This is a genomic window from Bacillus sp. PK6-025, assembly GCF_056530265.1.
Genome location: NZ_CP096509.1, coordinates 3058295 through 3084325, shown reverse-complemented (window position 1 = coordinate 3084325; position 26031 = coordinate 3058295). Strand labels below are relative to the sequence as shown.

The following is a 26031-nucleotide window of genomic DNA, read 5'->3' as shown; positions in this document are numbered from 1 at the left end:
GGGGCCGTTTCAGGCCGCCGGTTTATTTCGTTTTTAATCCTTGTTCCAATGTCTCAAGCATTTCAGTTTTATCCGATTCAGTTGCGTGCTGCCAGATGACCTCGAACAACACACCTAATCCCGGAAGCATTTTTTCTTCACCGCTTTGGATCGCATCGACGATCGTGTGCTCAAGCTCTTCTTGCGAGTTTCCTGATACATTGGCAATAACGGCATGGCGCAAATTCAAATCCATCTTTTTTCACTCCATTTCATCAAATCTGATTTTCTATATTCTGCCTCGCTTTCGGGTTTATTATGTATCATTGATGAGATATAATGTGACTATTGCGAGACAAAGGAGTCAAAACGATTTGAAACGAATTGAATCAGCCAAAAATCAAAAAGTGAAGGATTGGAAAAAACTTCATACGAAAAAAGAGCGGACAAAAACCAATACTTTCTTAATAGAAGGCGAGCATCTCGTTGAGGAAGCGCTGAAGACACCGGGTGTTGTGAAAGAAATCATGGTCCGAGACGAAGCGGATTTCCCGGCCGCGCTTGATGAGTCTGTTGCCCGCTATATTTTGAGCGACGATGCTTTCTCGGCGATTGCCGAAACAGAGACACCCCAGGCTGTCGCCGCTGTATGCCGAATGCCTGAAAGCGGACCTTTTCAATACGAAAAGCTGCTGCTTGCGGATGCTGTGCAAGATCCGGGCAATTTAGGGACGATCATCCGGACGGCAGACGCGGCGGGGATCGATGCCGTTGTGATCGGACAAGGCACTGTCGACCCCTACAATGCCAAAACGCTCAGATCGGCTCAAGGTTCGCATTTTCACATTCCGATTTTAAAACGCGAGCTTTCGGAGCTGATTGAAGAGCTAAAGGGAAAAAGCGTCCCGGTATACGGCACAGCGCTGCAAGATGCCGTGCCATTTAGAGAAGCGGAGCCGTCGCAGTCATTTGCGCTTTTGATCGGAAACGAAGGATCTGGGGTTGATCCGGCTCTCCTCGCACAGACCGACCAAAATCTGTACGTTCCGATCTACGGAAAAGCGGAGTCGCTGAATGTAGCGGCCGCAACCGCGGTCCTTCTTTATCATCTCCACGGATAACCGGTTGCACAGGATCATGTAATTCACTATAATGAATGTAATATGTTTAAAAACAGTGATAGAGGCTCCGTTTTTTCACATGTCGCCATTTAGGGAGAAAATGCCTTAGACTGCAAGCATTTTTATGGCAGGCCGGAAAAACGCTTCACCTCTTGAGTTGTCACCGGGACCGCGTCTCTCGAGGGATGTGTAAAGGTGAACCGGATTCATTCCGTTATGCCAATGAAGTAAGCAGCAAAGCTTTTTTGCTTTGTTTTAAAAAAGGGTGGTACCACGGCCACGATTCGTCCCTTTCATTATGAAAGGGGCTTTTTTTATTGCCTAAAATAACAGGTTGCTACATAAAAGGAGGAGTTTTTAAGATGCAGGAAGAGCTGAAACGGCTTGAGAAAGAAGCGGTTGAAAAAGTGGAAGCCGCTGGTTCATTAAAAGAAGTCAACGATGTCCGCGTTGCGTACCTGGGAAAAAAGGGACCGATCACGGAAGTGCTTCGGGGAATGGGAAAGCTGTCCGCTGAAGAAAGGCCGAAAATGGGCGCCTTGGCGAACGAAGTAAGAGAAAAAATCGCCGCGGCGATTGCCGAAAAAAATGCCCGCCTAGAGGAAGAAGAGGTGAGTAGGAAGCTGAAAGAACAGACGATTGACGTGACGCTTCCGGGAAGCCCTGTAAAAACAGGAGCGCGGCATCCGCTGACGATCGTTATTGAAGAAATCGAAGACTTGTTTATCAGCATGGGATATTCGGTGGAAGAGGGTCCTGAAGTAGAAACCGACTATTATAACTTCGAAGCGCTCAACCTTCCGAAAGAGCATCCGGCCCGCGATATGCAAGACAGCTTTTATATTACGGAAGATACGCTGATGAGAACGCAGACGTCTCCCGTCCAGACGCGCACGATGGAAAAGCATAAAGGCAAAGGCCCTGTCAAAATCATCTGCCCCGGCAAAGTATACCGCCGCGACAACGATGATGCGACACACTCCCATCAGTTTATGCAGATTGAAGGGCTCTGCGTTGACCGCGATATCAGCATGAGCGACTTAAAAGGAACGCTTGAAACGGTCGCGAAAAAGATGTTCGGCGAAGAGCGCGAAATCAGACTGCGTCCAAGCTTCTTCCCGTTTACAGAGCCGTCTGTCGAAGTCGATGTTTCCTGCTTTAAATGCGGAGGCAAAGGCTGCTCCGTTTGTAAACAAACGGGCTGGATCGAAATTCTCGGCGCCGGAATGGTGCATCCGAACGTGCTCGAAATGGCCGGATTCGATTCCAAACAATATCAGGGATTTGCATTTGGAATGGGTGTTGAACGGATCGCGATGCTGAAATACGGAATTGACGACATTCGTCATTTCTATACGAACGATGTCAGATTTTTATCTCAATTTAAACAGGCTTAAAGAGGAGGACGCGTGATGTTTGTTTCATATAAATGGCTGCAGGAATACGTGGATTTAGATGGGATGACTCCCGAGATTCTCGCTGAAAAGATTACGAGAAGCGGAATTGAAGTGGAAGGCATCGAATATAAGGGAGAAGGAATGAAAGGCGTTGTCATCGGACATGTGCTGGAGCGCGAACAGCATCCGAACGCCGACAAGTTGAATAAATGCCTCGTCGATATCGGCGAAGAAGAGCCTGTCCAGATCATCTGCGGGGCTCCGAACGTGGACAGAGGGCAAAAAGTAGCCGTCGCCACGGTTGGTGCGGTATTGCCCGGCAATTTTAAAATCAAAAAAGCGAAGCTTCGCGGAGAAGTGTCTAACGGCATGATCTGCTCTTTGCAGGAGCTTGGCATTCAAGGCAAGCTTGTGCCGAAAGAATATGCGGAAGGCATCTTCGTCTTCCCGGGCGATGCAGAAACCGGTGCGGACGCCCTTCAAAGCCTGGCGCTCGACGATGCGGTTCTTGAACTGGGACTGACACCAAACCGCGCCGACGCCATGAACATGCTCGGCGTTGCCTATGAAGTGGCTGCGATTCTCGGCCGCGAAGTCAAGCTTCCTGAGACGGCTTATCAGGCAGGCGCCGAAAAAGCGGCGGACTATATTTCCGTCAAAATTGAAGATACAGAAGCCAATCCTTTGTACGCGGCAAAAATCATTAAAAACGTCAAAATCGGCCCGTCGCCGCTTTGGATGCAGACGAAGCTGATCAATGCCGGCATCAGACCGCACAACAATGTCGTCGATATTACGAATTTTGTTCTGCTCGAATACGGTCAGCCGCTGCACGCGTTTGACTATGACCGCTTTGGCTCAAAAGAGGTCGTCATCCGCAAAGCGTACGAAAATGAAACGATAACGACGCTTGATGAACAAGAAAGAACATTGACGCTTGAGCATCTTGTCATCACAAACGGTTCTCTTCCGCAGGCAGTCGCAGGCGTAATGGGCGGAGCGGACTCCGAAGTCCGCGAAGATACGGCGACAGTGCTGCTTGAGGCCGCGTATTTTAACGGTCAGACCGTTCGCAAAGCATCAAAGGATCTCGGTCTTCGCAGCGAATCAAGCGTCCGCTTTGAAAAGGGCATCGATCCTGCACGGGTGCGCCTCGCTGCAGAACGCGCGGCAGATTTGATCAGCCGGTATGCCGGAGGAACCGTCTTAGAAGGTACGGTTGAAGAAAACCACCTTGATATCAAAGAGAATGTCATCCGCCTTTCCGTTGATAAAGTGACGAAGGTTCTCGGCATGTCCATCAGCAAAGAAGAAATGGTCAACATTTTTGAAAGGCTCGGCTTTGCAGTTGAAGACGCTGAACGGGAACTGGTCGTGACGGTTCCGTCAAGAAGAGGCGATATTGCGATTGAAGAAGATTTGATCGAAGAGGTCGCAAGACTGTACGGATATGACAACATTCCGTCGACACTGCCGGAAGTAACAGGCTTTGCGGGCGGACTGACACCTTATCAGGACAAGCGCAGAAAAGTAAGACGCTTTCTGGAAGGAGCAGGCCTTTCCCAGGCGATCACATACTCACTAACAAACGATAAAAAAGCAACGGCTTACGCATTGGAAAAATCGTTTAAAACGATCCTTTCGCTGCCGATGAGCGAGGAAAGAAGCGTGCTGAGGCACAGCCTGCTTCCTAATCTGCTTGATTCGGTCGCATACAACCTGGCACGGCAGTCCGATTCTGCAGCTTTTTATGAGGTCGGTTCAGTTTTCTTGAAAGCCGAAGAACATACGAAACCGGTCGAAAAAGAGCACGTCGCCGGAGCCGTGACAGGCCTGTGGCATAAAAACCTCTGGCAGGGCGAGAAAAAGCCGGTTGATTTCTTCGTCGTAAAAGGCATCGTCGAGGGTCTGTTAGAAAAGCTCGGCATCACCGAAGGCATCGAATTCGCTCAATCTGAAAGAAAAGAGCTTCATCCCGGGCGGACGGCCAATATTTTGCATAACGGCTCATTAGTCGGCTTCATCGGCCAGCTGCATCCGTCAGTTGAAAAAGAGCTGGATCTGAGCGACACGTATGTGTTTGAACTGGACCTGCACGAGCTCCTTCGATTGGATGTACCGGAGATCACGTATACACCAATTCCAAAGTATCCTTCTGTTACCCGGGATATCGCGCTTGTTGTGAATAAAGAAACAGCGGCCGGTCAGCTTGAGGACGTCATCAAAACAGCAGGCGGCAAATGGCTCAAAGAAGTCCATGTCTTTGACGTCTACGAAGGCGAGCACATGGAAGAAGGCAAGAAATCCGTCGCCTTCAGCTTGCAATATTTGAATCCTGAACAAACATTGACTGAAGAAGAAGTGACAAAAGTTCACGACCAGGTGCTGAAAGCACTGGAGGATGCGTATCAGGCTGTATTGAGAGGATAACCGGTTCCCAGCCCAATTGAGGCTGCCCGGCTGCAGTACAAAAAAGGCGTCTCCGCTTCAGCGTGTCGACAAACCCTCGCATTCGTTGTCAGGTCTGCGCGTCGGTGCTCACGAATTCCAACATTCGCTCCGCTCCGATGCTCGGCCTTCCTAGACTGCAAAGGTTTTCAATCACGCTGAAAAGATGACAAAATCCCAAAACAAAAAGCCGTTTTGGGATTTTGTCAACAATCTGAGGCGTCTCCGCTTTATGCGGAGACGCCTTTTTATAACTATTGATACCAAACTTTATTTTTCTCGATCAGGCTGTTGTGTTCCGCATCCCAGACATCGACGGTGTATGCGTAATCGTAGTTCATAATGCAACGGATGCCGCTTCCTTGCGGATCATGCTCCACCCCGAAATTATGGGAAAATTCGTGTCTTTGTCTTTGTGCTTTTGCCGTATTTTCCGTTCCCAGGTCGAACGTGACGCTGAAAGCAGGACCGTCCGGTTTAACAGGGTATTGAAAAGCGATGCCGCCCGCTTCAAAATTGTCGTTGGCTGTAAAGCCGGCTACGAATTTATAAGGCTGTCCTTCGAATTTGTCCGCCAGGTTGTCAAGAATGTCAGAGGCATTGCTTCCGGAAGAACTCCATGGGGCAACAGCTTCCACGACAAAATCAATATCGTGGTCGCGGTTAAACATTTCGTCCGCCTCTTCAACGATGTTGACGATTCTCGTTTTCCAGTCTTTGTGTTTCTGCCGGTACTGCTTATCAGCCACCGCGAGGACACTTATCTTTTGCTTGCCTGAGTCGAAAATTTACCGTTGTTTACATTCTTTTTAAATGTGATCGTACTCGTTTCATTTCCTTTCTCATCCAGCACTTTTGTTTTCGTTGTTTTTTCAATCTGAACTTTGCCTGTTAAATCTTTATAACCTTCCTTAGGTTTAGGCAATGCTTCCTTATAAATCCCTTTTGCTTCATGAGTATGCTTATGACCGCCCGTTTCCGCGACTCCGGCCGCCCCAGGTATTAAACTTGCAGAAAGCAATAAAGTAAAGAATAAAGACCGTTTTTTCATTTGAAAAATTTCCTCCTTAGTTTTTAACAGACTAAAGATTCGTCCAGTTAACTAAGAATTCCTGCTAACCATCCAAAATGAGGAAGATTTATATAGGTCTATTCGGCATTCCCTTTTAATTACCGTCTATGGTCATGAGAATCTTTCTTTTTTCAGGTCTTTTAACCCTGATATCTGGGTTTTAAAAAAAGTAATCTTTGAAAACGTCAAAATGTTCGGTCAAACGAGAGAAAAATTTGAGTTTTACAAAAACTTGCGGCTATCGTAATTGAAATGGCAGCGATCAAAGAAAGACTCTGGGGGTATGTATCAGCTGTTTTTTAGAGGATAAAGAAAAAGCCGTCCCGAACCATAATAGCCAGAGACCGGCTTTTTTGCAGTAACTATGGACGCTTCAGCATCCGTTCGATTTTTTCTACATCGGAGTCTAAAGCTCCGTACAGTACACCGGGCAAGCTGTATTGATGAGGCTTCCCTGCTGCAGTGTAACGTAAAACAGGAGTGACCGTATAAAAATCATATTCCCCTGTCATATCAAAAGCCGGGACGACGATGTGTTTGCTTTGTTTAGCTTGGATGGCGGTCCTCTTGTCAAATGAATACGTCATGACGCAGTTTAGATCGGTGATCTTTTCAAGGGAGATATCTTTTGCCAGGTTGTTTTTCAGCCGAACGTCCAAGGACGGTTTTGGATATCCTGCAGTATACTGGCCGGCAGGCGACAGGTCACCGCTTCGAACATTATGATCGTTTTGAAGGGTAATCTTTCCGATTTGAAATGCTTCTGCATCACGTCCGTTAAAAGATATCAGCAGCTGATCAGCTTTTTCCAGTTTATCGCTTGAGATTCGGACGTCAACGATGATGTTGACGAGCGTATAGCCTTTATGGCGAATCCCTGTTTCAACCTTGTAATCGCTGATTTGAATATGATCGTTATCAAAAGCGAGCGACGTAACCGTATCACCGCTTATCGGAATGCCGGTGTTTGCTTTTTGCAGGCCGAAAATGTTAAACGACATCGTCTCGTCTTCCATCGCATAGCTGATATAGTTTTGAGCAAAGAAAAGCCCGTTTTCTTTATTTTCGCTGGCCTCTGTAAAATTCGCCTTGTTGAAGAAAATAAAGAGAGAAAATGCCAGAGCTGCGCATATGGAGAGCGTGATGATCCATTTTATTTTTGACATGGTGACTCCTTTACCTCTTTATATTTTATTTATAGATAACTTGCAAGTATGTATCTTTACGCGGAGCATAGTGGTAAGCATACTTTGTACTTATAAGGGAGTTTCCTAAATAATTTCTTACTCTTACATACCGTTTGTTGTAATCACTATAGAATGCAAGTTTACTATATTTCTTACTATTAGCGGGAATTGTGATTGCAACTGAATAAGAAGTGGTTACTGTATTAGAAACCCCTAACTGACTTGATATCCCTTTGGCGCTAATCCCCACATTAGATGATACAGTGGAGCTGGCAGATTGAGTTTTACTCCAGGTATAGCTAGAGGCTTTTGCCCAAGAAGAGGTTAAAAACCTTACACGTTTTTTTACCTTGGTAGGGCCCTTTATTGTCTTCACTACGTATCTGTTATTAACACAAGCTATGCAACTAACCTGAAAATCACTGCTTGCCGTTGCGGGCTCTAAAACTCCTTCGATTTTAACAGACTCACCAAGTTCGTAATATTCGGAATTTTCATCAAGCACTTCAGTAAATTCTTCTTCAGCAGAGGCCTGATACAGAGGGAAAAGATTAATAGTAAGAAGCATCGTGATGCAAACTACCCAAAAACGAGACTTTTGCATGGCTACCAACTCCTGTATACATATTCAAATACAGAAAAAATACACCATTTTCTTCAAAGGGAGTACAGACCGTTTTTCTGATTTTTCAATTTATTTAAAAGTGTTTAACATGAAGAGAGAATATTTTATCTTCTAACGATGGAATATTCACTGTTTGAAAATGGATACAGATAGGGAGAATTAGTTAAAAACTATAATATTGGTTTCCCGTAGGTTTTCGATATACAAAAATTCTTTTTCTTGATATCAAACGAAACTTTATCCCTCGGTTACAGGAGATATGGTATATGGAATTCAATTTAGACAGCGCATTCAAATGAAAAAATGTTTAAGGTCATGTAAAGCTACGGGACCTCCGACAGCCGGAAGTCCCCCTTTTAATGCTTATCGCCTCGACGCAATCCGCTTCGCCTTCTGCGTATTTGCAAAGTGCAGCTTTGTAAATACCCTCAATGCGCCTTCGCCGTGTTTCTTGATCAGCTTTGCCGCCGCTTCATCGACGAGCGGACCCGCTCCTTTCGGGAGCGTCATCCCGGCTTCTTTCGAAAGCTTATCCATCTCCATTAAAAATGAATAGCGTGCGATGATCGAAGCCGCTGCAACTGAAAGATGGATGCCTTCCGCTTTTGTGCTGAAATATGTACGTTCTTTGATGGCGTTTTTGCCGGCCAGGTGTTTAAAATAGACGGCAGGTTCTGCGAACTGGTCAATTAAAATCGCTTCAGGCCGGGTTCCGTCCAATTTTTTGAGAAGGTTGCCGATCGCCTGGTTGTGGAGAAGGGCCTTCATTTTTCCCTGGCTCATCCCTTTTTCCTGCATTTCATTATACTTTTCATTTCTCAAGACGAGCAGGCTGTAAGGAACTGTCTTGATTAAGTCGCGCGCGATCTGAACGATTTGCGGATCTTTTAAGTTTTTTGAATCTTTAACACCGAGTTCCTTTAACAGCGGCAGCTTTACCTTGTCAGCGTATACGCACGCGACGGTGATCGGACCGAAATAATCGCCTGTCCCGACTTCATCGGAGCCGATCACAGACATGGAACCGATGCCTTCAGGCGGCTGATAGACGGACGGGATGCTTTTTTTGGATGCGGGCTTTTTGGCAGCCGGTGTTTCAGCATCCGCCGTCCAGCGCTCCGCTTCCTTTTCCGCGTTTTTTCCTTGGAACAGCACCTTCCCCGACCGGTATGCTGTAATGGTGCAGCCCTGTGGTTTGGCCTGGAAAACCGCGCCCTGTACGGAAAGGGAAGTCATGTGAGGCCCGTAGTGGCTTTGCATCCGTTCAATAACAGACGGGGGAACTTTTAAAACAGAATGTGACACGTTCTAATCTCCTTTATTAGCTGCTTAAACAGGCTAAATCATTGTTTTTATAAGTGTATCATAACAGCGGAGGGCTCGTCTTTCCATTCAATCTCTAAACATGTTATGATATAGACTAGGATTCTCGCATAATTGGAATGGAGGAGAAACGTTGTCTGATGGTCAAAAAACGAAAACAACAGTTGACATCTACGGTCAGCAATTCACAATTATCGGCGATGAGAGCAAGAGCCATATGAGGCACGTTGCCTCGATTGTGGATGATAAAATGAGAGAAATCAACGAAAAAAATCCGTATCTTGATATAAATAAACTGGCCGTTTTGACGGCTGTAAATGTGGTTCACGATTATTTGAAGCTGAAGGAAGAGCTTGAGAGATTAAAAGGACAAATTAAAGAAAAGGATTGAACATCACGATGCTAGATATCATCATTATCATTTTGCTTTTGTCCGGTTTGTTTATTGGACTCAAAAGAGGGTTTATCCGCCAGTTTATCCGTTTGGTTACGTTTATCGCAGCGATCGCTGTGGCCGCAACCTATTACGGCGACCTTGCACCTAAGCTCGGCTGGATTCCGTCTCCCGACTTTACGGGCGGCCAGTCTGCGCTGGCGTTTGTAAACGGAAGCCTTGAAGGCGCTTATTACAATATGATTGCGTTTTTGATTCTCTTTTTCCTGACGATTATCCTTTTGAGAATTGCCGCATCGTTTCTGGATGCCGTTGCAAGCATACCGGTTCTCAAACAGATCAACCAAGTACTTGGAGCCGTGCTCGGTTTTGCGGAAATCTATCTGTTCGTGTTTGTCGTTCTGTTCATCGGAACGCTTCTGCCGATCGATGTTCTGCAAAACATGATGGCCGGTTCGGTGATGGCTGATTTGATCATTCATAAAACACCGTTTTTATCAAACATGTTAAACAATCTGCTGCATCAGTACGGATCTTTGTAAAAACTTCTCTGTTTGTAGGGAAGTTTTTTTTCGGGGCTCTTGAGAACCCCGAAAACTGTCGAATAGGCCTGTTTGTTGTAGGATCAGCCAAAAATTTGTATGATTGAAGCAGGATGAACGAGGGGAAACAAGAGGTGAACAGCATGCATAAAAAAGATATCATCAAATTGCTTGAAACGATTGCGATATATATGGAACTAAAAGGGGATAACCCGTTTAAGATCTCCGCTTTCAGAAAGGCTGCGGCAGCTCTTGAACAAGACGACCGGAGCCTCTCGGAAATCGATGATATGATGTCCCTGTCAGGGATCGGCAAAGGCACGTATGCCGTCATCAAGGAATATATGGACACGGGAGCGTCCGGTACGCTGGAACGATTAAAGGAAGAGGTTCCGGAAGGACTTGTCCCGCTTTTGAAGCTGCCGGGCCTCGGCGGCAAAAAAATCGCCAAGCTGTATCAGGAGCTCGGCGTCTGTGATGCGGCGTCTTTAAAAGAGGCATGCGAACAGCAAAAGGTTCAGGGGCTTGCCGGATTCGGCAAAAAAACGGAAGAAAAAATCCTGCAGGCTTTAGGTGAAGCGGGGAAACGCCCTGAACGGTACCCGATCGCGGTCGCTTTGGCTGTCGCCGGCATCATCGAAGAACAGCTTGAAGGGCTCGAGGGTCTCATCAAGTTTTCGCGGGCTGGAAGCCTGCGCCGTGCCAAAGAAACGGTGAAAGACCTCGATTACATTATGGCTGTCACTGATCCGGAACTGGTCCGGGAAGGACTCTTAAAGCTTTCGAACATCAAGGAGGTCATTGCCGCAGGAGATACGAAAGTGTCTCTCACATTTGCGTTTGAATACGAAATCAGTGCGGATTTCCGGCTGGTGACGGAGGAACAGTTCCCAACGACGCTCCATCATTTTACCGGATCAAAAGACCACAATATCAAAATGCGCCAGCTTGCCAAAGAAAAAGGCGAAAGAATCAGTGAATACGGCGTCGAAACCGTTGAAACTGGAGAAATTAAAACCTTCTCAAGCGAACAAGAGTTTTTCGCCCATTTCGGGCTTCCGTTTATTCCGCCCGAACTGCGGGAGACAGGAAGAGAAGTTGAGGACTACCGCGATGACATCGGACTCGTTTCCGCCGAGGATATTCAAGGAGACCTTCATATGCACTCGGCTTGGAGCGACGGTGCTTTTTCGATCAGGGAAATGGCGGAAGCCTGCATGGCAAAAGGGTACCGCTATATGGCGATCACAGACCATTCCCAGTATTTAAAAGTGGCAGGCGGTTTGACGCCTGAGCGCCTGCGCATGCAGGCGAAGGAAATTGATGAACTGAATAAGGAATTGACCGATTTTCATATTTTTAAAGGCGTGGAAATGGACATCCTGCCTGACGGAACGCTAGATTATGACGATGAGCTGCTGGCGGAAATGGACCTTGTCATTGCTTCGATCCATTCAAGCTTTTCACAGCCGCAGCATGTCATCATGAAGCGGCTTGAAACCGCACTGATGAATCAGCACGTTGACATTATCGCTCATCCGACCGGCCGTCTGATCGGAAGAAGGGCGGGTTATGAAGTCGATATTGACCAGCTGATCGAGCTTGCGAAGAAAACGAATACCGCCTTGGAACTGAACGCAAATCCAGCGCGGCTCGATCTCAGGATGGAACACTTGATGAAAGCGAATGCTGCCGGAGTGACACTCGTTATTAATACGGATGCCCACAACACAGCGATGCTTGACGATATGAAAACGGGCGTTACGGCAGCGAGAAAAGGATGGACGCCAAAGGCCAATGTATTAAATACCCGCTCCTTTGAAGAAGTCCAGGCATTTTTGTCGCGCCATCGATCTTAAGGAGGTTTAATGGACGTTGCAGCAAAAAGCGCTATCAGCACTTGAATTTCATAAAGTAAAAGAACAGCTCACAGAGCATGCGGCATCTTCTTTAGGGAAGGAAATGCTTTTGGAACTCAAACCTTCCCGTTCGCTCGAAGAAGTCAAAAAGCTGCAGGAAGAAGTCGATGAAGCAGGAACCGTCCTGCGTTTAAAAGGAAACGCCCCTTTCGGAGGCCTTACCGACATTAGAAAAGCGTTAAGAAGGGCGGAAATCGGCAGCATTTTAAGCCCGGCGGAATTGACCGAAATATCGGGTCTGCTATACGCAGCAAAACAGATGAAGCATTTTCTCGAAGGCCTGTTCGAAGACGGGGTTGAGATTCCTTGTCTTCACCAATATGCAGAAAAGCTCATTCCGCTTTCCGAATTGGAAAGAGACATCAATTCGTGCATCGATGATCATGGAGAAGTGCTAGACCATGCATCTGAGACGTTAAGGGGAATCAGGACGCAACTGCGGACGCTTGAATCAAGAATCAGGGACCGGCTGGAATCAATGTTGCGTTCTTCATCTGCGCAAAAAATGCTGTCGGATACGATCATCACAATTCGCAACGACCGCTTCGTTATCCCTGTCAAACAGGAGTACAGATCAAGCTACGGAGGAATCGTGCACGATCAGTCGTCTTCCGGCGCGACATTGTTTATCGAGCCTCAGGCGATTGTCGATATGAACAATGCGCTTCGCCAGGCGAAAGTAAACGAAAAACAGGAGATTGAACGGATTTTGCGCGTCCTGACAGAAAAGACGGCAGAGCACACAAATGAACTCTTTCACGATGTCAAAGTGCTTCAGACGCTGGACTTTATTTTTGCAAAAGCAAAATACGCCAAAGCGACAAAAGCGGTTAAACCGGCTGTCAATGCTGACGGCTATGTCCGCCTGATTCAAGCCCGCCACCCGCTTTTGCCCCTGGATGAAGTCGTTCCGAATGATATTGAGCTCGGCGGAGAGTATACGACAATTGTCATCACGGGCCCGAACACGGGCGGTAAAACGGTGACGCTTAAAACGCTCGGGCTTTTGACCATTATGGCGCAGTCGGGATTGCACGTACCGGCGGAAGAAGGATCAGAAACCGCCATATTTGATCAAGTATTTGCCGATATCGGCGATGAACAGTCAATCGAACAAAGCTTAAGTACGTTCTCGTCACATATGGTCAACATCGTCGATATTTTGAAAGACATGACGGAAAACAGCCTTGTGCTTTTTGACGAGCTCGGCGCCGGGACAGACCCGCAGGAAGGCGCGGCCCTTGCGATCAGCATCCTTGACGAGGTGTGCCAGACTGGCGCGCGCGTCATTGCCACGACTCATTACCCTGAGCTGAAGGCATACGGCTACAATCGCGAAAATGTCATTAATGCAAGCGTCGAATTTGATATCGATACACTGTCACCGACCTACAAGCTGTTAATCGGAGTGCCCGGCCGAAGCAATGCGTTCGAAATTTCGAAGCGACTCGGGCTGCCTGATTACCTGATCGGCCGCGCAAAAGCGGAGATGACGGCCGAGCATAATGAAGTTGATACGATGATCGCATCGCTGGAAGACAGCAAAAAGCGCGCCGAGGCGGAGCTGAACGAGACAGAAGCCATCCGCGCCGAGGCTGAAGCCCTTCACCGCGACCTCCAGCAGCAGATCAGCGAATGGCAGGAGAAAAAAGAAAGGCTCTATGAAGAAGCGGAGCAAAAAGCCGCTGAAAAAGTCAAAGAAGCGATGAAAGAAGCAGACGAGATCATCCAGTCGCTCCGCATGATCAAGGAAGACCATAAAGCATTTAAAGACCATGAGCTGATCGAGGCGAAAAAACGCCTTGAAGAAGCGGTGCCTTCGTTTGAAAAAGCGAAAAAGCCGGCTCAGAAAAAAACGGACAAGCGCGAATTAAAACCGGGCGATGAAGTCAAGGTTTTAACCTTTGGTCAAAAAGGGACGCTGCTCGAAAAAACGGGTGCGGCCGAATGGAATGTTCAAATCGGCATTCTGAAAATGAAGGTTAAGGAAAAGGATCTGGAATTCCTGAAATCGGCACCTGAACCCGAAAAACAAAAAACGATCGCCGCCGTCAAAGGAAAAGATTATCACGTCTCGCTCGAACTCGACCTTAGAGGGGAGCGGTATGAAAATGCGCTTCACCGGGTTGAAAAATACTTGGATGATGCGGTGCTTGCGGGCTATCCAAGAGTCTCGATCATCCACGGAAAAGGAACCGGCGCCCTCCGAAAAGGCGTTCAGGACCTCTTGAAATCCCACCGCAATGTGAAAAACTCCCGGTTCGGCGAAGCGGGAGAGGGAGGATCAGGCGTCACCATTGTCGAATTAAAATAAAAAAGGGAGTCTAGAAGGATGAAAGAGTTTTGGGAGAACGACCTTGTGGAAATTGCCGCGTACTACAGCGTTTCCGTTTTGTGTCTTGTGATATTTTTATCTGTGTTTGAACTCGTCACCACCTATAAAAATTGGGAGGAGATTCAAAAAGGAAACATGGCGGTCGCGATGGCAACAGGCGGAAAAATTTTAGGCATCGCCAACGTGCTGCAAAAATCGATCAGCCAGCATAATTCCCTGCTGCAAATGATGGGGTGGGGGCTGTTCGGTTTTATCCTGCTTTTGATCGGCTACTTCATTTTTGAATTTCTGACGCCGCGCTTTAAAATTGACAAGGAGATTGAAAACGACAACCGCGCAGTCGGCTTCATTTCATTCGTCATTTCAGTCGGCCTGTCATTTGTCGTGGCTTCGGGTATCTAAAGGGGATCAACATGGAGAAATTAGCGAAAGTCCTGTTTTTCACAGCTGGGGTATTTGTGGTTATCGGCCTGATTTATATGATCTTTTATGCTTGAAAAAGGTGTCCTTTAAAAGGGCGCCTTTTTAAAAAGAAAAAATATCATTACTTTCTGAATATTGTTTTGATATACTGAAATCAAGAATATATTGTTTAAAAGGGGGGAGCTTATGCCGACTGAAAAACCGTGGCTGCGTCATTATCCCGAACAAATTCCTCACGAGCTGCAATTTGAAGATCAAACACTCCATTCCATCCTGCAACAATCCGCCCAACAGTTTTCTGAAAAAACAGCGATTCATTTTCTCGGAAAAAAATGTTCGTACCGGCAAGTTTATGAGGACGCTTTAAAAATGGCAGATTACCTGCTGTCACTCGGCATTCAAAAAGGAGACAGAGTCTCGATCATGCTGCCGAACTGCCCGCAGGCGGTTATCGCGTATTACGGCGTTCTTTTCTCCGGCGGCATCGTCGTCCAGACAAATCCGCTGTATACGGAAAGGGAGCTTGAACATCTGCTTCATGACAGCGGGGCAACCATCATCATTACGCTTGACATGCTGTACCCGGCGGCATATAAAATGAAAGCGCTGTCAAATATCCGGCACATCATTGCGACAAGCATAAAAGATTACCTGCCTTTCCCTAAAAATCTGCTGTACCCAATCGTGCAAAAAAAAGAGAATCAAATGTCGGTTGAGATCAATGAAAATGAGACGACACACCTCTTCCGAACCATCATGAAACGCCCCGTTCCAAGCGGTCCGCCGGGGATTGAAATCGATCCGGCCCACGACATTGCCGTCCTGCAGTATACCGGAGGCACGACAGGCACGCCAAAAGGCGTCATGCTCAGCCACCGCAACATACTAGCCAATATGGAGATGTGCGATGCCTGGTTTTATCAATTGAATAAAGGGGAGGAGAAGGTGCTGGGGATCGTCCCGTTTTTTCACGTCTACGGAATGACGGCCGTCTTGAATTTCACGATCAGGCAGGGGTATGAAATGATTCTGCTGCCGAGATTTGACGCGCGCGCAGCGCTGAAAACGATCGATAAAGAAAAGCCGACGATATTTCCGGGGGCACCGACGATATATATCGCCCTGTTGAACCATCCTGATCTTCACCAATTTGATCTATCGTCAATTAAGAGCTGTTTGAGCGGATCTGCAGCGCTTCCTGTTGAAGTCAAACAGCAGTTTGAAAAGGTAACGGGCGGAAGGCTTGTCGAAGGTTACGGAATGTCTGAAACCTCGCCCGTCACTCACGCCAATTTTATTTGGGATTTGAATAAAGCGGGCAGTATCGGCTGTCCTTGGCCTGGTACAGACGCGGCTATCTATTCGGAAGAAACCGGCGGTTTTCTCGGACCTTATGAGCATGGAGAAATCGCCGTCAAAGGACCGCAGGTGATGAAGGGCTACTGGAACAATGATGAAGAAACCGCTCAAAGTCTAAGGGACGGCTGGTTTTTTACAGGGGACATCGGCTACATGGATAAAGACGGCTTCTTTTATATTGTCGACCGCAAAAAAGACGTGATCATTGCCGGGGGATACAACATTTACCCGCGTGAAATCGAAGAGGTGCTCTATGAGCACGAAGCCGTTCAGGAGGCGGTTGTTGCCGGCATCCCTGATGAATACAGAGGAGAAACGGTTAAGGCTTTTATAGTGCTGAAAGATCATGTTACAATAACGGAGAAGGAATTGGACGAATATGCCAGATCGCGTCTGGCTCCTTATAAAGTGCCGAAAGTATACGAGTTCAGGGACGAACTGCCGAAAACGGCAGTCGGGAAGATTTTAAGAAGAGCGCTCGTTCAAGAAGAAAAAACCGGCGTCTGAAAAAGCGAAGTCTGCCGTCGATTTTGACGGCATGCTTTTGTGGTGCGATTTGAGTTTAGCTTCTTGACAAAGCGTCCATTTTTATTTACGATAAACTCATGAATGAGTATTCATTCATTAATTTGAAAGGAACGAAGCCAATTGAAACAAAAGAGACCAAAGTATATGCAGATTATCGACGCAGCTGTCATTGTGATTGCAGAAAACGGATACCATCAGGCGCAGGTTTCGAAAATCGCCAAGCAGGCCGGAGTGGCGGACGGCACCATCTATCTTTATTTTAAAAACAAAGAAGATATTCTCATCTCGCTATTCAAAGAGAAAATGGGACAGTTTATCGAGCAGATGAACGAAGAAATGGAAGTGACAAATTCGGCGACAGAAAAGCTCACGCTGTTCATCAAAAAGCACTTTGAACTGCTCAGCAGCGATCGCCACCTCGCGATTGTCACCCAGCTTGAGCTGAGGCAGTCGAATCTTGAGCTGAGGCTGAAAATCAATGAGATTCTCAAAGGGTACTTGACGATCCTGGAAGACATCATCACCGAAGGAAAAGAAGCGGGAGAATTTAAGAGCACGCTTGATGTCCGCCTGGCGAAGCAGATGATTTTCGGTACGGTGGATGAGACGGTTACAACCTGGGTGATGAATGATCAAAAATACGATCTGCCAAAGCTGGCAGACAGCATTCATGAATTGCTGATCCATGGGTTCGGCAGCCAAAAGACGAAGGAGGAGAAATAAAATGGCAGCATTAACATACGCCGTAGACGACTATATCGCAACCATTACGATTCAGCACCCGCCGGCAAATGCGCTATCGACGCAAGTGCTTGAAGACCTTTCCGCATGTCTTGAGGAGCTTTCAGAACGTCAGGATGTCAGAAGCGTCGTGATTCACGGGGAAGGAAGATTTTTCTCGGCAGGCGCTGACATTAAAGAGTTTACATCATTGATGGACGGGTCTGATTATGCAAATTTGGCTGATAAAGGCCAGCAGATTTTCGAAAAAGTAGAATCTTTTCCAAAGCCCGTGATCGCCGCGATTCACGGAGCTGCTCTTGGAGGAGGTCTGGAGCTTGCAATGGCATGCCACATCCGGATTGCCGAGGAGAGCGCTAAGCTCGGCCTTCCCGAACTGAATCTCGGAATCATTCCCGGCTTTGCGGGAACGCAGCGCCTTCCGAAGTATGTGGGCACCGCCAAAGCGCTTGAAATGATCGGGACATCAGAGCCGATATCCGGCAAGGAAGCTTTTGAATACGGCCTTGTCACGATTTTGGTGGCGAATGAAGAAGAAGTGCTGCAAAAGGCACAAGAGCTCGCGCGAAAATTCGCTGAAAAAAGTCCGCAGACGATGGCTTATGTCATTGAACTCCTGAATTCGAGCAAAGTGTATTCGTATGAAGGCGGCCTCAAGCTGGAAGGAAAATACTTCGGCGAAGTGTTCCAATCGGAGGATGCGAAGGAAGGGATTCAGGCATTTCTTGAAAAGCGGAAGCCGCATTTTAAAGGGAAATAACAAACGTGAAAACAAAGGGGATGAATAGAACATGAACATTTATGTCTTAATGAAGCGCACGTTTGATACAGAGGAGAAAATTCAGATTGAACAAGGGGAAATCAGCACGGATGGAGCGGAATTCATCATCAACCCGTACGATGAGTACGCCATTGAAGAAGCGCTTCAGCTGAAGGAGAAGCACGGCGGTGAGATTACGGTTGTCACAGTCGGCGAGGAAGAAGCTGAAAAAGAACTCAGGACGGCTCTGGCGATGGGGTGCGACAAAGCCGTTTTGATCAACATTGAAGACGATCTGGAAGAAGCGGACCAATATACGGCGTCAGCCATCCTATACAACTATTTGAAAGACCGCGAGTATGACATGATACTCGGCGGGAATGTGGCGATCGACGGGGGATCGGGACAGGTGGCGCCTCGTTTGGCCGAGCTGCTCGGCATCCCTTGTATCACGACGATTACAAAGCTGATGGTAAACGGCGGAGATGTTGAAGCGGAACGCGACGCCGAGGGTGACCTTGAAGTGATCCAAACGTCGCTTCCAATCGTAGCGACTGCACAGCAGGGGTTGAACGAACCGCGTTATCCGTCACTTCCGGGAATCATGAAGGCGAAGAAAAAGCCTCTTGAGGAGCTTGAACTTGATGATCTGGACATCGACGAGGAAGACGTGGCCGCCAAAACAAAAACGATCGAACGGTTCCTGCCTCCGAAAAAAGAAGCCGGGAAAATCCTTGAAGGGGAGCCGGAACAGCAGGCGGCAGACCTTGTATCACTGCTGAGAAGCGAAGCAAAGGTCGTTTGAAGCCGAAGGGAGCAAAAACACGGTCATTAAAATACAGGGGGAAATGGACATGAGCAAAAAAGTTATCGTATTGGGAGAGTTCAGGGACGGTTCGTTGAGAAATGTGACATTCGAAGCGATAGCTGCAGGAAAAACGGTTGCCGAAGGGGGAGAGGTGATCGGTGTTCTCTTCGGTGAAAGCGTTTCAAGCGATGCGGCACAACTGATCCATTACGGCGCTGACAGAGTGCTTACAGCCGAAAACCCGCTCTTGAAAAACTATACGTCTGACGGCTATGTTCAAGCCTTTATGCCGATCATTGAGCGCGAAAGTCCGGACGTGATAATTTTCGGCCATACGTCAATGGGCAAAGACTTGTCGCCGAAGCTTGCAGCCCGTATGGGAACAGGGCTGATATCAGATGCCGTCAACGTCGAAGTAGCCGGCGGCAACATCGTGTTTACAAGACCGATCTACTCAGGCAAAGCGTTTGAGCGGATCATTTCCGAAGATGAAACGATTTTTGCAACGATCAGACCGAATAATATCGCCCCGCTCGACAAAGATGAGACGCGAACGGGAGCGGTCGAAAGCATCGAAGCGGATATTCGGGACATCAGAACGGTTATCAAGGACATTGTCAAAAAAACGTCCGAAGGCGTCGATTTGTCTGAAGCGAAAATCATCGTAGCCGGCGGCCGCGGCGTCAAAAGCGAGGAAGGCTTTAAACCGCTGCAGGAGCTTGCCGACGTACTGGGCGGCGCGGTCGGCGCTTCAAGGGGAGCCTGTGACGCAGACTACTGCGACTATTCGCTTCAAATCGGCCAGACCGGCAAAGTCGTAACTCCAGACTTATATATCGCCTGCGGCATTTCAGGAGCGATTCAGCACCTCGCAGGGATGTCAAACAGCAAAATCATCGTTGCCATCAACAAAGATCCGGAAGCCGACATCTTTAAAATTGCCGACTACGGGATCGTCGGCGACTTATTTGAAATCGTTCCGCTGCTCACGGAGGAATTTAAAAAGCTGAGCGTCAGTACTTGATCAAAAGCCGGCCTGAAATGGCCGGCTTTTTACATAGGCACATTTCCGCCTTTTGCAAAATAACATGGAACAAGGACATTTTTAGAAAGGCTAAAATCCCGATGTGTAAAACTGCGCAGATAGGGAAATGTATAATCAAGCATTATGTTAGCGTGAACCAAAGGGAGATGCTATACTAAAAAGCATAATTTCACAATTGGAGGAATGAAAGAATGGCTATCGTAAAAGCAACTGATCAAACATTCTCATCTGAAACAAGTGAAGGCGTAGTTCTTGCCGACTTCTGGGCTCCTTGGTGCGGACCTTGCAAAATGATCGCGCCGGTACTTGAAGAGCTTGATCAAGAAATGGGAGACAAACTGAAAATCGTAAAAATCGATGTTGACGAAAACCAAGAAACTGCCGGCAAATACGGCGTGATGAGCATCCCGACTCTCCTCATACTAAAAGACGGCGAAGTGGTTGAAACATCTGTCGGCTTTAAACCGAAAGAAGCCCTTGAAGAACTGGTCAACAAACATTTGTAAAATAGAAACCTGTGAAAAAGGCGATTCCAAAGGGATCGCTTTTTTCTTACAACGCGCCATCTTCCTCCTCCAATTGTAGCGAACGTACGGTCGGTCATGGTAAACTGAAATGAAGAAAAAACGCCGAAACAAGGAAGGATTTTTGATGAACAAAAAAATCAAAGAAAAGCTGGCCCTTCTCCCGGATCAGCCTGGCTGCTACTTGATGAAAGACAGGCAGGATACCGTCATCTACGTCGGGAAAGCGAAAATCTTAAAAAACAGGGTCCGCTCCTATTTCAGCGGGTCCCATGATGCCAAAACACAGCGTCTTGTCAGTGAAATTGAAGATTTTGAATACATTGTCACCTCCTCGAACATCGAAGCGCTCATTCTTGAAATGAATTTAATCAAAAAGTACGACCCGAAATATAACGTGATGCTGAAAGATGATAAAAGCTACCCGTTTATTAAAATCACGAACGAGCGGCATCCGAAGCTGATTGTCACGAGGAAGGTCAAAAAAGACAAAGGCCGCTATTTCGGGCCGTATCCCAATGTCCAGGCTGCGAGGGAAACAAAAAAGCTGCTGGACCGCCTCTATCCGCTCAGAAAGTGCGCCAAACTGCCGGACCGCGTCTGTTTGTACTATCATCTCGGACAATGTCTGGCGCCATGCGTATATGATGTGTCTGAGGAGACAAACCGACAGCTCACAGAAGAAATCACCCGCTTTTTAAAGGGCGGATACAATGAAGTCAAGAAAGAACTTGAAGCAAAAATGCTCGAAGCCTCGGAAAACCTGCAGTTCGAACGGGCGAAAGAATTCCGCGATCAAATGGCCCATATCGAGTCAACGATGGAAAAACAGAAAATGATGCTGAATGACATGGTTGACCGCGATGTATTTGCCTATTCGTATGACAAGGGCTGGATGTGCGTCCAGGTCTTCTTTATCAGGCAGGGCAAATTGATTGAAAGAGATGTCAGCATGTTTCCTTTATACAGGGAAGCAGACGAGGAGTTTTTGACGTTCATCGGGCAATTTTACTCGAAAAACAACCATTTCCTCCCAAGGGAAATTTTAGTTCCAGACAGCGTCGATAAGGACATGATTGAGGAGCTTTTGGACGTGAACGTGCGCCAGCCGAAAAGGGGAGCGAAGAAAGACCTGCTGCTCCTTGCCCATAAAAATGCAAAGCTCGCTTTGAAAGAGAAGTTTTCGCTCATTGAACGGGACGAAGAGCGGACGATCGGCGCGATTGAAAAGCTCGGCAAAGCACTGGGCATCTACACGCCGTACCGAATTGAAGCGTTTGATAATTCAAATATTCAAGGAACGGACCCCGTTTCGGCGATGGTCGTCTTTCTCGACGGAAAACCGCATAAAAAAGAGTACCGCAAATATAAGATTAAGACGGTTGAAGGCCCTGACGACTACGGGTCAATGCGCGAAGTCATCAGAAGAAGATATACAAGGGTGCTGAAAGAGAATCTGCCGCTGCCTGATTTAGTATTGATCGACGGCGGAAAAGGCCAGGTGTCTGCCGCCCTTGACGTTTTGGAAAATGAATTGGGGCTCGATGTCCCTGTTGCCGGTCTGGTGAAAGATGATAAACACAGAACTTCCAACCTTTTGATCGGCGACCCCCTTGAGATCGTCCAGCTTGAGCGGAACAGCCAGGAATTTTACCTGCTTCAGCGCATTCAGGATGAAGTGCACAGGTTTGCGATCAGCTTCCACAGGCAGCTCAGGGGAAAAAGCGCATTTCAATCGGTGCTCGACGGCATACCGGGCGTCGGCGAACAGCGGAAAAAACTGCTGTTAAAACATTTCGGTTCCGTTAAGAAAATGAAGGAAGCGAGCGCCGAAGATATCCGCAAGCTCGGCATCCCCCTGAAGACGGCGCAGCTGATTGAAGAGGCTTTGAAAAAATAATGTTGAACTTTTAAAAAGAATCTGATAGAATTTGTACTAATTTCATAATAAGATCGTGTGATATGGTGAAGATAGAGGTGCGAACTTCAAGAGTAGGCTTGATGAGGAAGATGGATTCCGATGAAAAAAGCTGAAAGGGGAGCGTCGCCGAAGCGGGGAAAAAATCCATTCGTTTTTCCTGCTGGCTTTACATTGAATAAATGTAAGGCTGTCAAGAAATCATTTCTTGGAGGGCTATCTCGTTGTTAAAATCATCGGCATTTTTGTTGGTTAAAGCAATGAGGGAATTTCTCTCATTGCTTTTTTTGTACGAAAAAACGTACAGCCCGCCGGTCAAGTTTTCCTCTTCATACATAAACAAGCACGAACGAAAACAAAAAGGGTGGTATTTGATGGGTCTCATCGTCCAAAAATTTGGCGGAACTTCAGTAGGATCAGTGGAAAAAATATTGAATGTCGCAAACCGCGTCATCGAAGAAAAACAGCGCGGTCATGATGTTGTCGTCGTCGTTTCAGCGATGGGCAAATCGACGGATTCCCTCGTCGCGCTTGCTAAGGAAATTACCGAACAGCCGAGCAGCAGGGAAATGGATATGCTGCTGACAACAGGAGAACAGGTAACAATTTCGCTGTTGACAATGGCTTTGCAGAACAAGGGGTATGATGCGGTTTCCTATACAGGCTGGCAGGCCGGCATCGAAACCGAAAATATTCACGGCAACGCAAGAATTACGAACATTGATACAGGCAAGCTGAAAGAGCGTCTGAATGAAGGGAAAATCGCAGTTGTCGCCGGATTCCAAGGGACGACAGCGGAAGGTGAAATCACAACGCTCGGCAGAGGCGGATCAGATACGACAGCCGTTGCCCTCGCAGCTGCCCTGAAAGCCGATAAATGCGACATTTACACCGATGTACCGGGGGTTTTCACAACCGATCCCCGCTATGTGAAAACAGCGCGGAAGCTGGCCGGAATCTCCTACGATGAAATGCTTGAGCTTGCCAATCTTGGAGCAGGCGTCCTGCATCCGAGAGCTGTTGAATTTGCGAAAAACTATCAGGTGCCTTTGGAAGTCCGTTCAAGCACCGAGAAAGAAGCGGGCACATTAATCGAGGAGGAATCATCAATGGAACAGAATTTAATCGTAAGAGGCATTGCATTTGAAGATCAGATCACACGTGTGACTGTATGCGGCCTGGCGAGCGGCTTGACGACGCTGTCAACGATTTTTACAACGCTCGCTAAACAGAACATCAACGTTGACATCATCATTCAATCGGTGACAAGCACAAGCCAAACGTCGATTTCTTTCTCCGTGAAAACGGAAGACTTAAAACGGACGGTCGAAGTTCTCGAAGAATACAAAGACGCGCTCGACTATGAACAGATTGAAACGGAAAACAGGCTGGCCAAAGTCTCGATCGTCGGTTCAGGCATGATCTCCAACCCGGGAGTAGCAGCGGAAATGTTCGCTGTGCTGGCGGAAAAAAACATCCAGGTCAAAATGGTCAGCACATCCGAAATCAAAGTTTCGACTGTCGTTAGCGAAGGCGATATGGTGAAAGCCGTCGAAGCGCTGCATGATGCTTTTGAACTGTCGAAAATAAGCATAGCTGCGAATTAAACATCCTGCAATTTGCTAGCAGGAGGAGAATGGTATGTAATCAGAGTTAGTAAGGGCTAATGCAAAGTCGAATAAGGCGGGAAATCCGCGAAAATGAAGATGAATATTTTTCCTTAGGGAGCTCAATCATATCGCTGTTTTCCGCTCTGATAAGCTTTTATCCATTGTTTGTTGTGGAATGGCTCCAGTAGTCGGGAGACGATTGATAATAACACAGAGCGATTTTACGGTGCTTCTTCGTAAAATATATCCGCGGTCCCCGCCTATGACACTTTGTGCGAAATAAATTTGATTAAACATAGCCCAATACGGTTGCGATGTTTGTAATACCGAATCAGCCAGAGGCCAAATTTTATTCCTTTTTGATATAAATAATAGGCCGAAAAATAAAATGTTACTTTTCAGCTATTGGTTGGCTGTTTTGGTTTCTACTTGATGTATGGGTCCTTTTTTCATATTCAAGCTATGTGCTTTTATTGTATGATGAGCGATTTCTTTATTGCTTTTTCTATATCATCTAAAACAAGCGATCAAAAAAAGTATGATGATTAATCATGATCCATTAGGTAATGGCAAATATAATTTAAAAACGGCACCTTGTTTGTTATGGTTTTCTGCAGTGATTTTACCTCCATGCACTTCTAAAATCTCCTTGCTTATGGCTAAGCCCAATCCGGCTCCTCCTGTTTTTCGATTGCGAGAGGTTTCTCCTCTGTAAAGCGGCGTAAATATCTGGTCTAACTCGGACTCGTGCAACCCCTTTCCTTTATCCCGAATGGCAATGACAGCGTATTTTTTCTCTTCGAACAGTGAAACGTAGATGTCGCTGTTTTTAAAAGAAAATCTTATGGCATTGTCTATTATGTTGTAAAAAGCTCTGGAAAAAAGCTCGGGATCTGCATAAACATATGTATCACCTTCAGGAATTGATTTTATGAGATGAATTCCCTTTTCTTCTAATATTGCTGAGTAATCGTTCAGGTAATCGTCAAGTAAGCGGTTTAGGTTTACAAACTCTACACTTGGTTTTTCTTTGTAAAATTCTAGCTTCGTATACGAGAATAGGTCTGACACTAAATGATTCAGCATATCCGCTTTATTTCTGCATGTTACAATATATTTCTTTACTTTTTCAGGGGCTTGGTGTAATTGCTTTTCTATGATTTCTAGATATCCCCGGATTGTAAATATTGGTGTTCGTAAATCATGCACGATAGAAGCAATAAACAGTTTTCTTTCGTTTTCAAGTGATTGTTGTTTGGCTAATGATTTCTTTAGCTGCAGCTGCATAGACTTAAATCCGTTTGATACTTCATGAATTTCTGTAACACGTGAAGAAGGAAGAGAAAAATTGAAATCCTGCTTTGAAATGAGCTGTGATGTTTTCTCCAGTGCAGTCAACGGAATTAATACTTGTTTATTCATAAACCATGCAGCTGTCGCCAAAAGCATTAGGAAAACAAATAATGCGATGAATAAGCCTCCATACTGTTCTAGAAAACTGTTTTCTGGACCATTGAAAGCATGGAGTGCAGGCCTTTTATCTTGAACATATAAAATGCCTGCGAGTTTTTTGTTCTGATATACATAATATTCTTCAAGAAGATAGTTTGTATTCCCAACTGAGTAGTCTGCTGTTTGCTCTATTTTTGTAATCTGATGATTATCTGGTTTTTCTACTGTTGAAAATAAGACTTTTTGATCTTTGTTTAGCAAGCGTATCCCTATATGAAGCTCATCAGTTTTATGATGTATTTGTTTTTGCCACTCTTTTTTGTTCCAATTTTCCGGCTGATTTAGAATGTTTTGTTCCAGCCAAGGCATTATATCTTCTATTTCAATAGAATTTGTTTTTGATTCATTATAAAAATGGACGGCCATTTTTGTAGTAAGAATGGGGAGCAAAATAAATGCAATCATAAAGAGAAACAGCCATTTTTTTATTGTCAGTCTTTTTTTATGCCCCTTTAACATGT

Annotated in this window: 21 protein-coding genes, 1 pseudogene and 1 riboswitch; of the genes and pseudogenes, 16 read left to right on the top strand and 6 right to left on the bottom strand. The window is 46.4% G+C overall.

Annotated elements, in window-relative coordinates; genetic code table 11:
* Positions 1-22 precede the first annotated feature (22 nt).
* A complete protein-coding gene (gene sspI / locus M1D67_RS15780; RefSeq protein ID WP_023855460.1) occupies positions 23-235 on the bottom strand; it encodes a small acid-soluble spore protein SspI in 213 nt (70 codons plus the stop codon).
* A 118-nt stretch (positions 236-353) separates the two neighbouring features.
* Here sspI and M1D67_RS15775 point away from each other — a divergent pair, with 118 nt between their 5' ends.
* From M1D67_RS15775 to pheT, 3 genes are all read left to right on the top strand, one after another.
* Positions 354-1100: a TrmH family RNA methyltransferase gene (locus M1D67_RS15775; protein ID WP_023855459.1), complete on the top strand. Its 747-nt coding sequence runs from the start codon at positions 354-356 to the stop codon at positions 1098-1100.
* 362 nt (positions 1101-1462) lie between these two features.
* Complete coding sequence (gene pheS, locus M1D67_RS15770) at positions 1463-2497, top strand: phenylalanine--tRNA ligase subunit alpha (protein ID WP_224067345.1); 1035 nt, start codon at positions 1463-1465, stop codon at positions 2495-2497.
* A gap of 15 nt (positions 2498-2512) precedes the next feature.
* Positions 2513-4927: a phenylalanine--tRNA ligase subunit beta gene (pheT, locus tag M1D67_RS15765; protein ID WP_026579104.1), complete on the top strand. Its 2415-nt coding sequence runs from the start codon at positions 2513-2515 to the stop codon at positions 4925-4927.
* A 272-nt stretch (positions 4928-5199) separates the two neighbouring features.
* Here the strand turns inward: pheT and M1D67_RS15760 are convergent.
* The 4 genes and pseudogenes from M1D67_RS15760 to rnhC form a co-directional block, all read right to left on the bottom strand.
* Positions 5200-5996 (bottom strand): annotated as a pseudogene (locus tag M1D67_RS15760) (zinc-dependent metalloprotease).
* A 383-nt stretch (positions 5997-6379) separates the two neighbouring features.
* Positions 6380-7183 carry a hypothetical protein gene (locus tag M1D67_RS15755; RefSeq protein ID WP_224067344.1) on the bottom strand — a complete coding sequence of 268 codons (804 nt, stop codon included), beginning with the start codon at positions 7181-7183 and terminating at the stop codon, positions 6380-6382.
* Between the two features lie 25 nt (positions 7184-7208).
* Positions 7209-7808 (bottom strand): hypothetical protein, encoded by a 600-nt coding sequence (locus M1D67_RS15750; RefSeq protein ID WP_095290831.1) that lies wholly within the window; start codon positions 7806-7808, stop codon positions 7209-7211.
* Between the two features lie 384 nt (positions 7809-8192).
* Positions 8193-9134: a ribonuclease HIII gene (gene rnhC / locus M1D67_RS15745; RefSeq protein WP_205802142.1), complete on the bottom strand. Its 942-nt coding sequence runs from the start codon at positions 9132-9134 to the stop codon at positions 8193-8195.
* 151 nt (positions 9135-9285) lie between these two features.
* Here rnhC and zapA point away from each other — a divergent pair, with 151 nt between their 5' ends.
* The 13 genes from zapA (at position 9286) to M1D67_RS15680 (ending at position 24055) form a co-directional block, all read left to right on the top strand.
* Positions 9286-9543, top strand: coding sequence for a cell division protein ZapA (zapA, locus tag M1D67_RS15740; RefSeq protein WP_020452506.1), 258 nt, complete (start codon positions 9286-9288; stop codon positions 9541-9543).
* A gap of 8 nt (positions 9544-9551) precedes the next feature.
* Complete coding sequence (locus M1D67_RS15735) at positions 9552-10088, top strand: CvpA family protein (protein ID WP_023855455.1); 537 nt, start codon at positions 9552-9554, stop codon at positions 10086-10088.
* A gap of 143 nt (positions 10089-10231) precedes the next feature.
* On the top strand, positions 10232-11947 hold the full coding sequence (polX, locus tag M1D67_RS15730) for a DNA polymerase/3'-5' exonuclease PolX (protein WP_146873403.1): 1716 nt from the start codon (positions 10232-10234) through the stop codon (positions 11945-11947).
* Positions 11948-11963: 16 nt separating this feature from the next.
* Positions 11964-14321: an endonuclease MutS2 gene (locus tag M1D67_RS15725; RefSeq protein ID WP_023855454.1), complete on the top strand. Its 2358-nt coding sequence runs from the start codon at positions 11964-11966 to the stop codon at positions 14319-14321.
* Positions 14322-14339: 18 nt separating this feature from the next.
* Entirely contained in the window at positions 14340-14744 is a 405-nt protein-coding gene (locus tag M1D67_RS15720) for a DUF350 domain-containing protein (RefSeq protein WP_026579111.1), read from the top strand.
* A gap of 207 nt (positions 14745-14951) precedes the next feature.
* On the top strand, positions 14952-16631 hold the full coding sequence (locus M1D67_RS15715; protein ID WP_020452502.1) for a long-chain-fatty-acid--CoA ligase: 1680 nt from the start codon (positions 14952-14954) through the stop codon (positions 16629-16631).
* 141 nt (positions 16632-16772) lie between these two features.
* On the top strand, positions 16773-17375 hold the full coding sequence (locus M1D67_RS15710) for a TetR/AcrR family transcriptional regulator (protein ID WP_020452501.1): 603 nt from the start codon (positions 16773-16775) through the stop codon (positions 17373-17375).
* Position 17376: 1 nt separating this feature from the next.
* Positions 17377-18153, top strand: a complete 777-nt coding sequence (locus M1D67_RS15705; RefSeq protein ID WP_105980104.1) for an enoyl-CoA hydratase — start codon at positions 17377-17379, stop codon at positions 18151-18153.
* A gap of 31 nt (positions 18154-18184) precedes the next feature.
* Entirely contained in the window at positions 18185-18958 is a 774-nt protein-coding gene (locus tag M1D67_RS15700) for an electron transfer flavoprotein subunit beta/FixA family protein (protein WP_026579113.1), read from the top strand.
* Positions 18959-19007: 49 nt separating this feature from the next.
* A complete protein-coding gene (locus M1D67_RS15695) occupies positions 19008-19985 on the top strand; it encodes an electron transfer flavoprotein subunit alpha/FixB family protein (RefSeq protein ID WP_039072904.1) in 978 nt (325 codons plus the stop codon).
* A 212-nt stretch (positions 19986-20197) separates the two neighbouring features.
* The gene (trxA, locus tag M1D67_RS15690) at positions 20198-20512 is read left to right on the top strand and encodes a thioredoxin (protein ID WP_020452497.1); all 315 of its coding nucleotides are present in this window, start codon (positions 20198-20200) and stop codon (positions 20510-20512) included.
* Between the two features lie 145 nt (positions 20513-20657).
* Positions 20658-22430 (top strand): excinuclease ABC subunit UvrC, encoded by a 1773-nt coding sequence (gene uvrC, locus M1D67_RS15685; protein WP_023855450.1) that lies wholly within the window; start codon positions 20658-20660, stop codon positions 22428-22430.
* A 64-nt stretch (positions 22431-22494) separates the two neighbouring features.
* A riboswitch (Lysine riboswitch) is annotated at positions 22495-22675 on the top strand.
* A 147-nt stretch (positions 22676-22822) separates the two neighbouring features.
* Positions 22823-24055 (top strand): aspartate kinase, encoded by a 1233-nt coding sequence (locus M1D67_RS15680; protein ID WP_105981371.1) that lies wholly within the window; start codon positions 22823-22825, stop codon positions 24053-24055.
* Between the two features lie 552 nt (positions 24056-24607).
* Here M1D67_RS15680 and M1D67_RS15675 read toward each other — a convergent pair.
* A complete protein-coding gene (locus M1D67_RS15675; protein ID WP_479831381.1) occupies positions 24608-26029 on the bottom strand; it encodes a sensor histidine kinase in 1422 nt (473 codons plus the stop codon).
* Positions 26030-26031 lie beyond the last annotated feature (2 nt).

Bases quoted from the DNA above. Each gene is read 5' to 3' on its own strand.
- sspI (WP_023855460.1), bottom strand. From the start codon at position 235: ATGGATTTGAATTTGCGCCATGCCGTTATTGCCAATGTATCAGGAAAC.
- uvrC (WP_023855450.1), top strand. From the start codon at position 20,658: ATGAACAAAAAAATCAAAGAAAAGCTGGCCCTTCTCCCGGATCAGCCT.
- M1D67_RS15680 (WP_105981371.1), top strand. From the start codon at position 22,823: ATGGGTCTCATCGTCCAAAAATTTGGCGGAACTTCAGTAGGATCAGTG.
- M1D67_RS15735 (WP_023855455.1), top strand. From the start codon at position 9,552: ATGCTAGATATCATCATTATCATTTTGCTTTTGTCCGGTTTGTTTATT.
- M1D67_RS15715 (WP_020452502.1), top strand. From the start codon at position 14,952: ATGCCGACTGAAAAACCGTGGCTGCGTCATTATCCCGAACAAATTCCT.
- M1D67_RS15750 (WP_095290831.1), bottom strand. From the start codon at position 7,808: ATGCAAAAGTCTCGTTTTTGGGTAGTTTGCATCACGATGCTTCTTACT.
- pheT (WP_026579104.1), top strand. From the start codon at position 2,513: ATGTTTGTTTCATATAAATGGCTGCAGGAATACGTGGATTTAGATGGG.
- polX (WP_146873403.1), top strand. From the start codon at position 10,232: ATGCATAAAAAAGATATCATCAAATTGCTTGAAACGATTGCGATATAT.
- M1D67_RS15700 (WP_026579113.1), top strand. From the start codon at position 18,185: ATGAACATTTATGTCTTAATGAAGCGCACGTTTGATACAGAGGAGAAA.
- M1D67_RS15695 (WP_039072904.1), top strand. From the start codon at position 19,008: ATGAGCAAAAAAGTTATCGTATTGGGAGAGTTCAGGGACGGTTCGTTG.
- M1D67_RS15675 (WP_479831381.1), bottom strand. From the start codon at position 26,029: ATGTTAAAGGGGCATAAAAAAAGACTGACAATAAAAAAATGGCTGTTT.
- M1D67_RS15720 (WP_026579111.1), top strand. From the start codon at position 14,340: ATGAAAGAGTTTTGGGAGAACGACCTTGTGGAAATTGCCGCGTACTAC.
- M1D67_RS15705 (WP_105980104.1), top strand. From the start codon at position 17,377: ATGGCAGCATTAACATACGCCGTAGACGACTATATCGCAACCATTACG.
- M1D67_RS15755 (WP_224067344.1), bottom strand. From the start codon at position 7,183: ATGTCAAAAATAAAATGGATCATCACGCTCTCCATATGCGCAGCTCTG.
- trxA (WP_020452497.1), top strand. From the start codon at position 20,198: ATGGCTATCGTAAAAGCAACTGATCAAACATTCTCATCTGAAACAAGT.
- pheS (WP_224067345.1), top strand. From the start codon at position 1,463: ATGCAGGAAGAGCTGAAACGGCTTGAGAAAGAAGCGGTTGAAAAAGTG.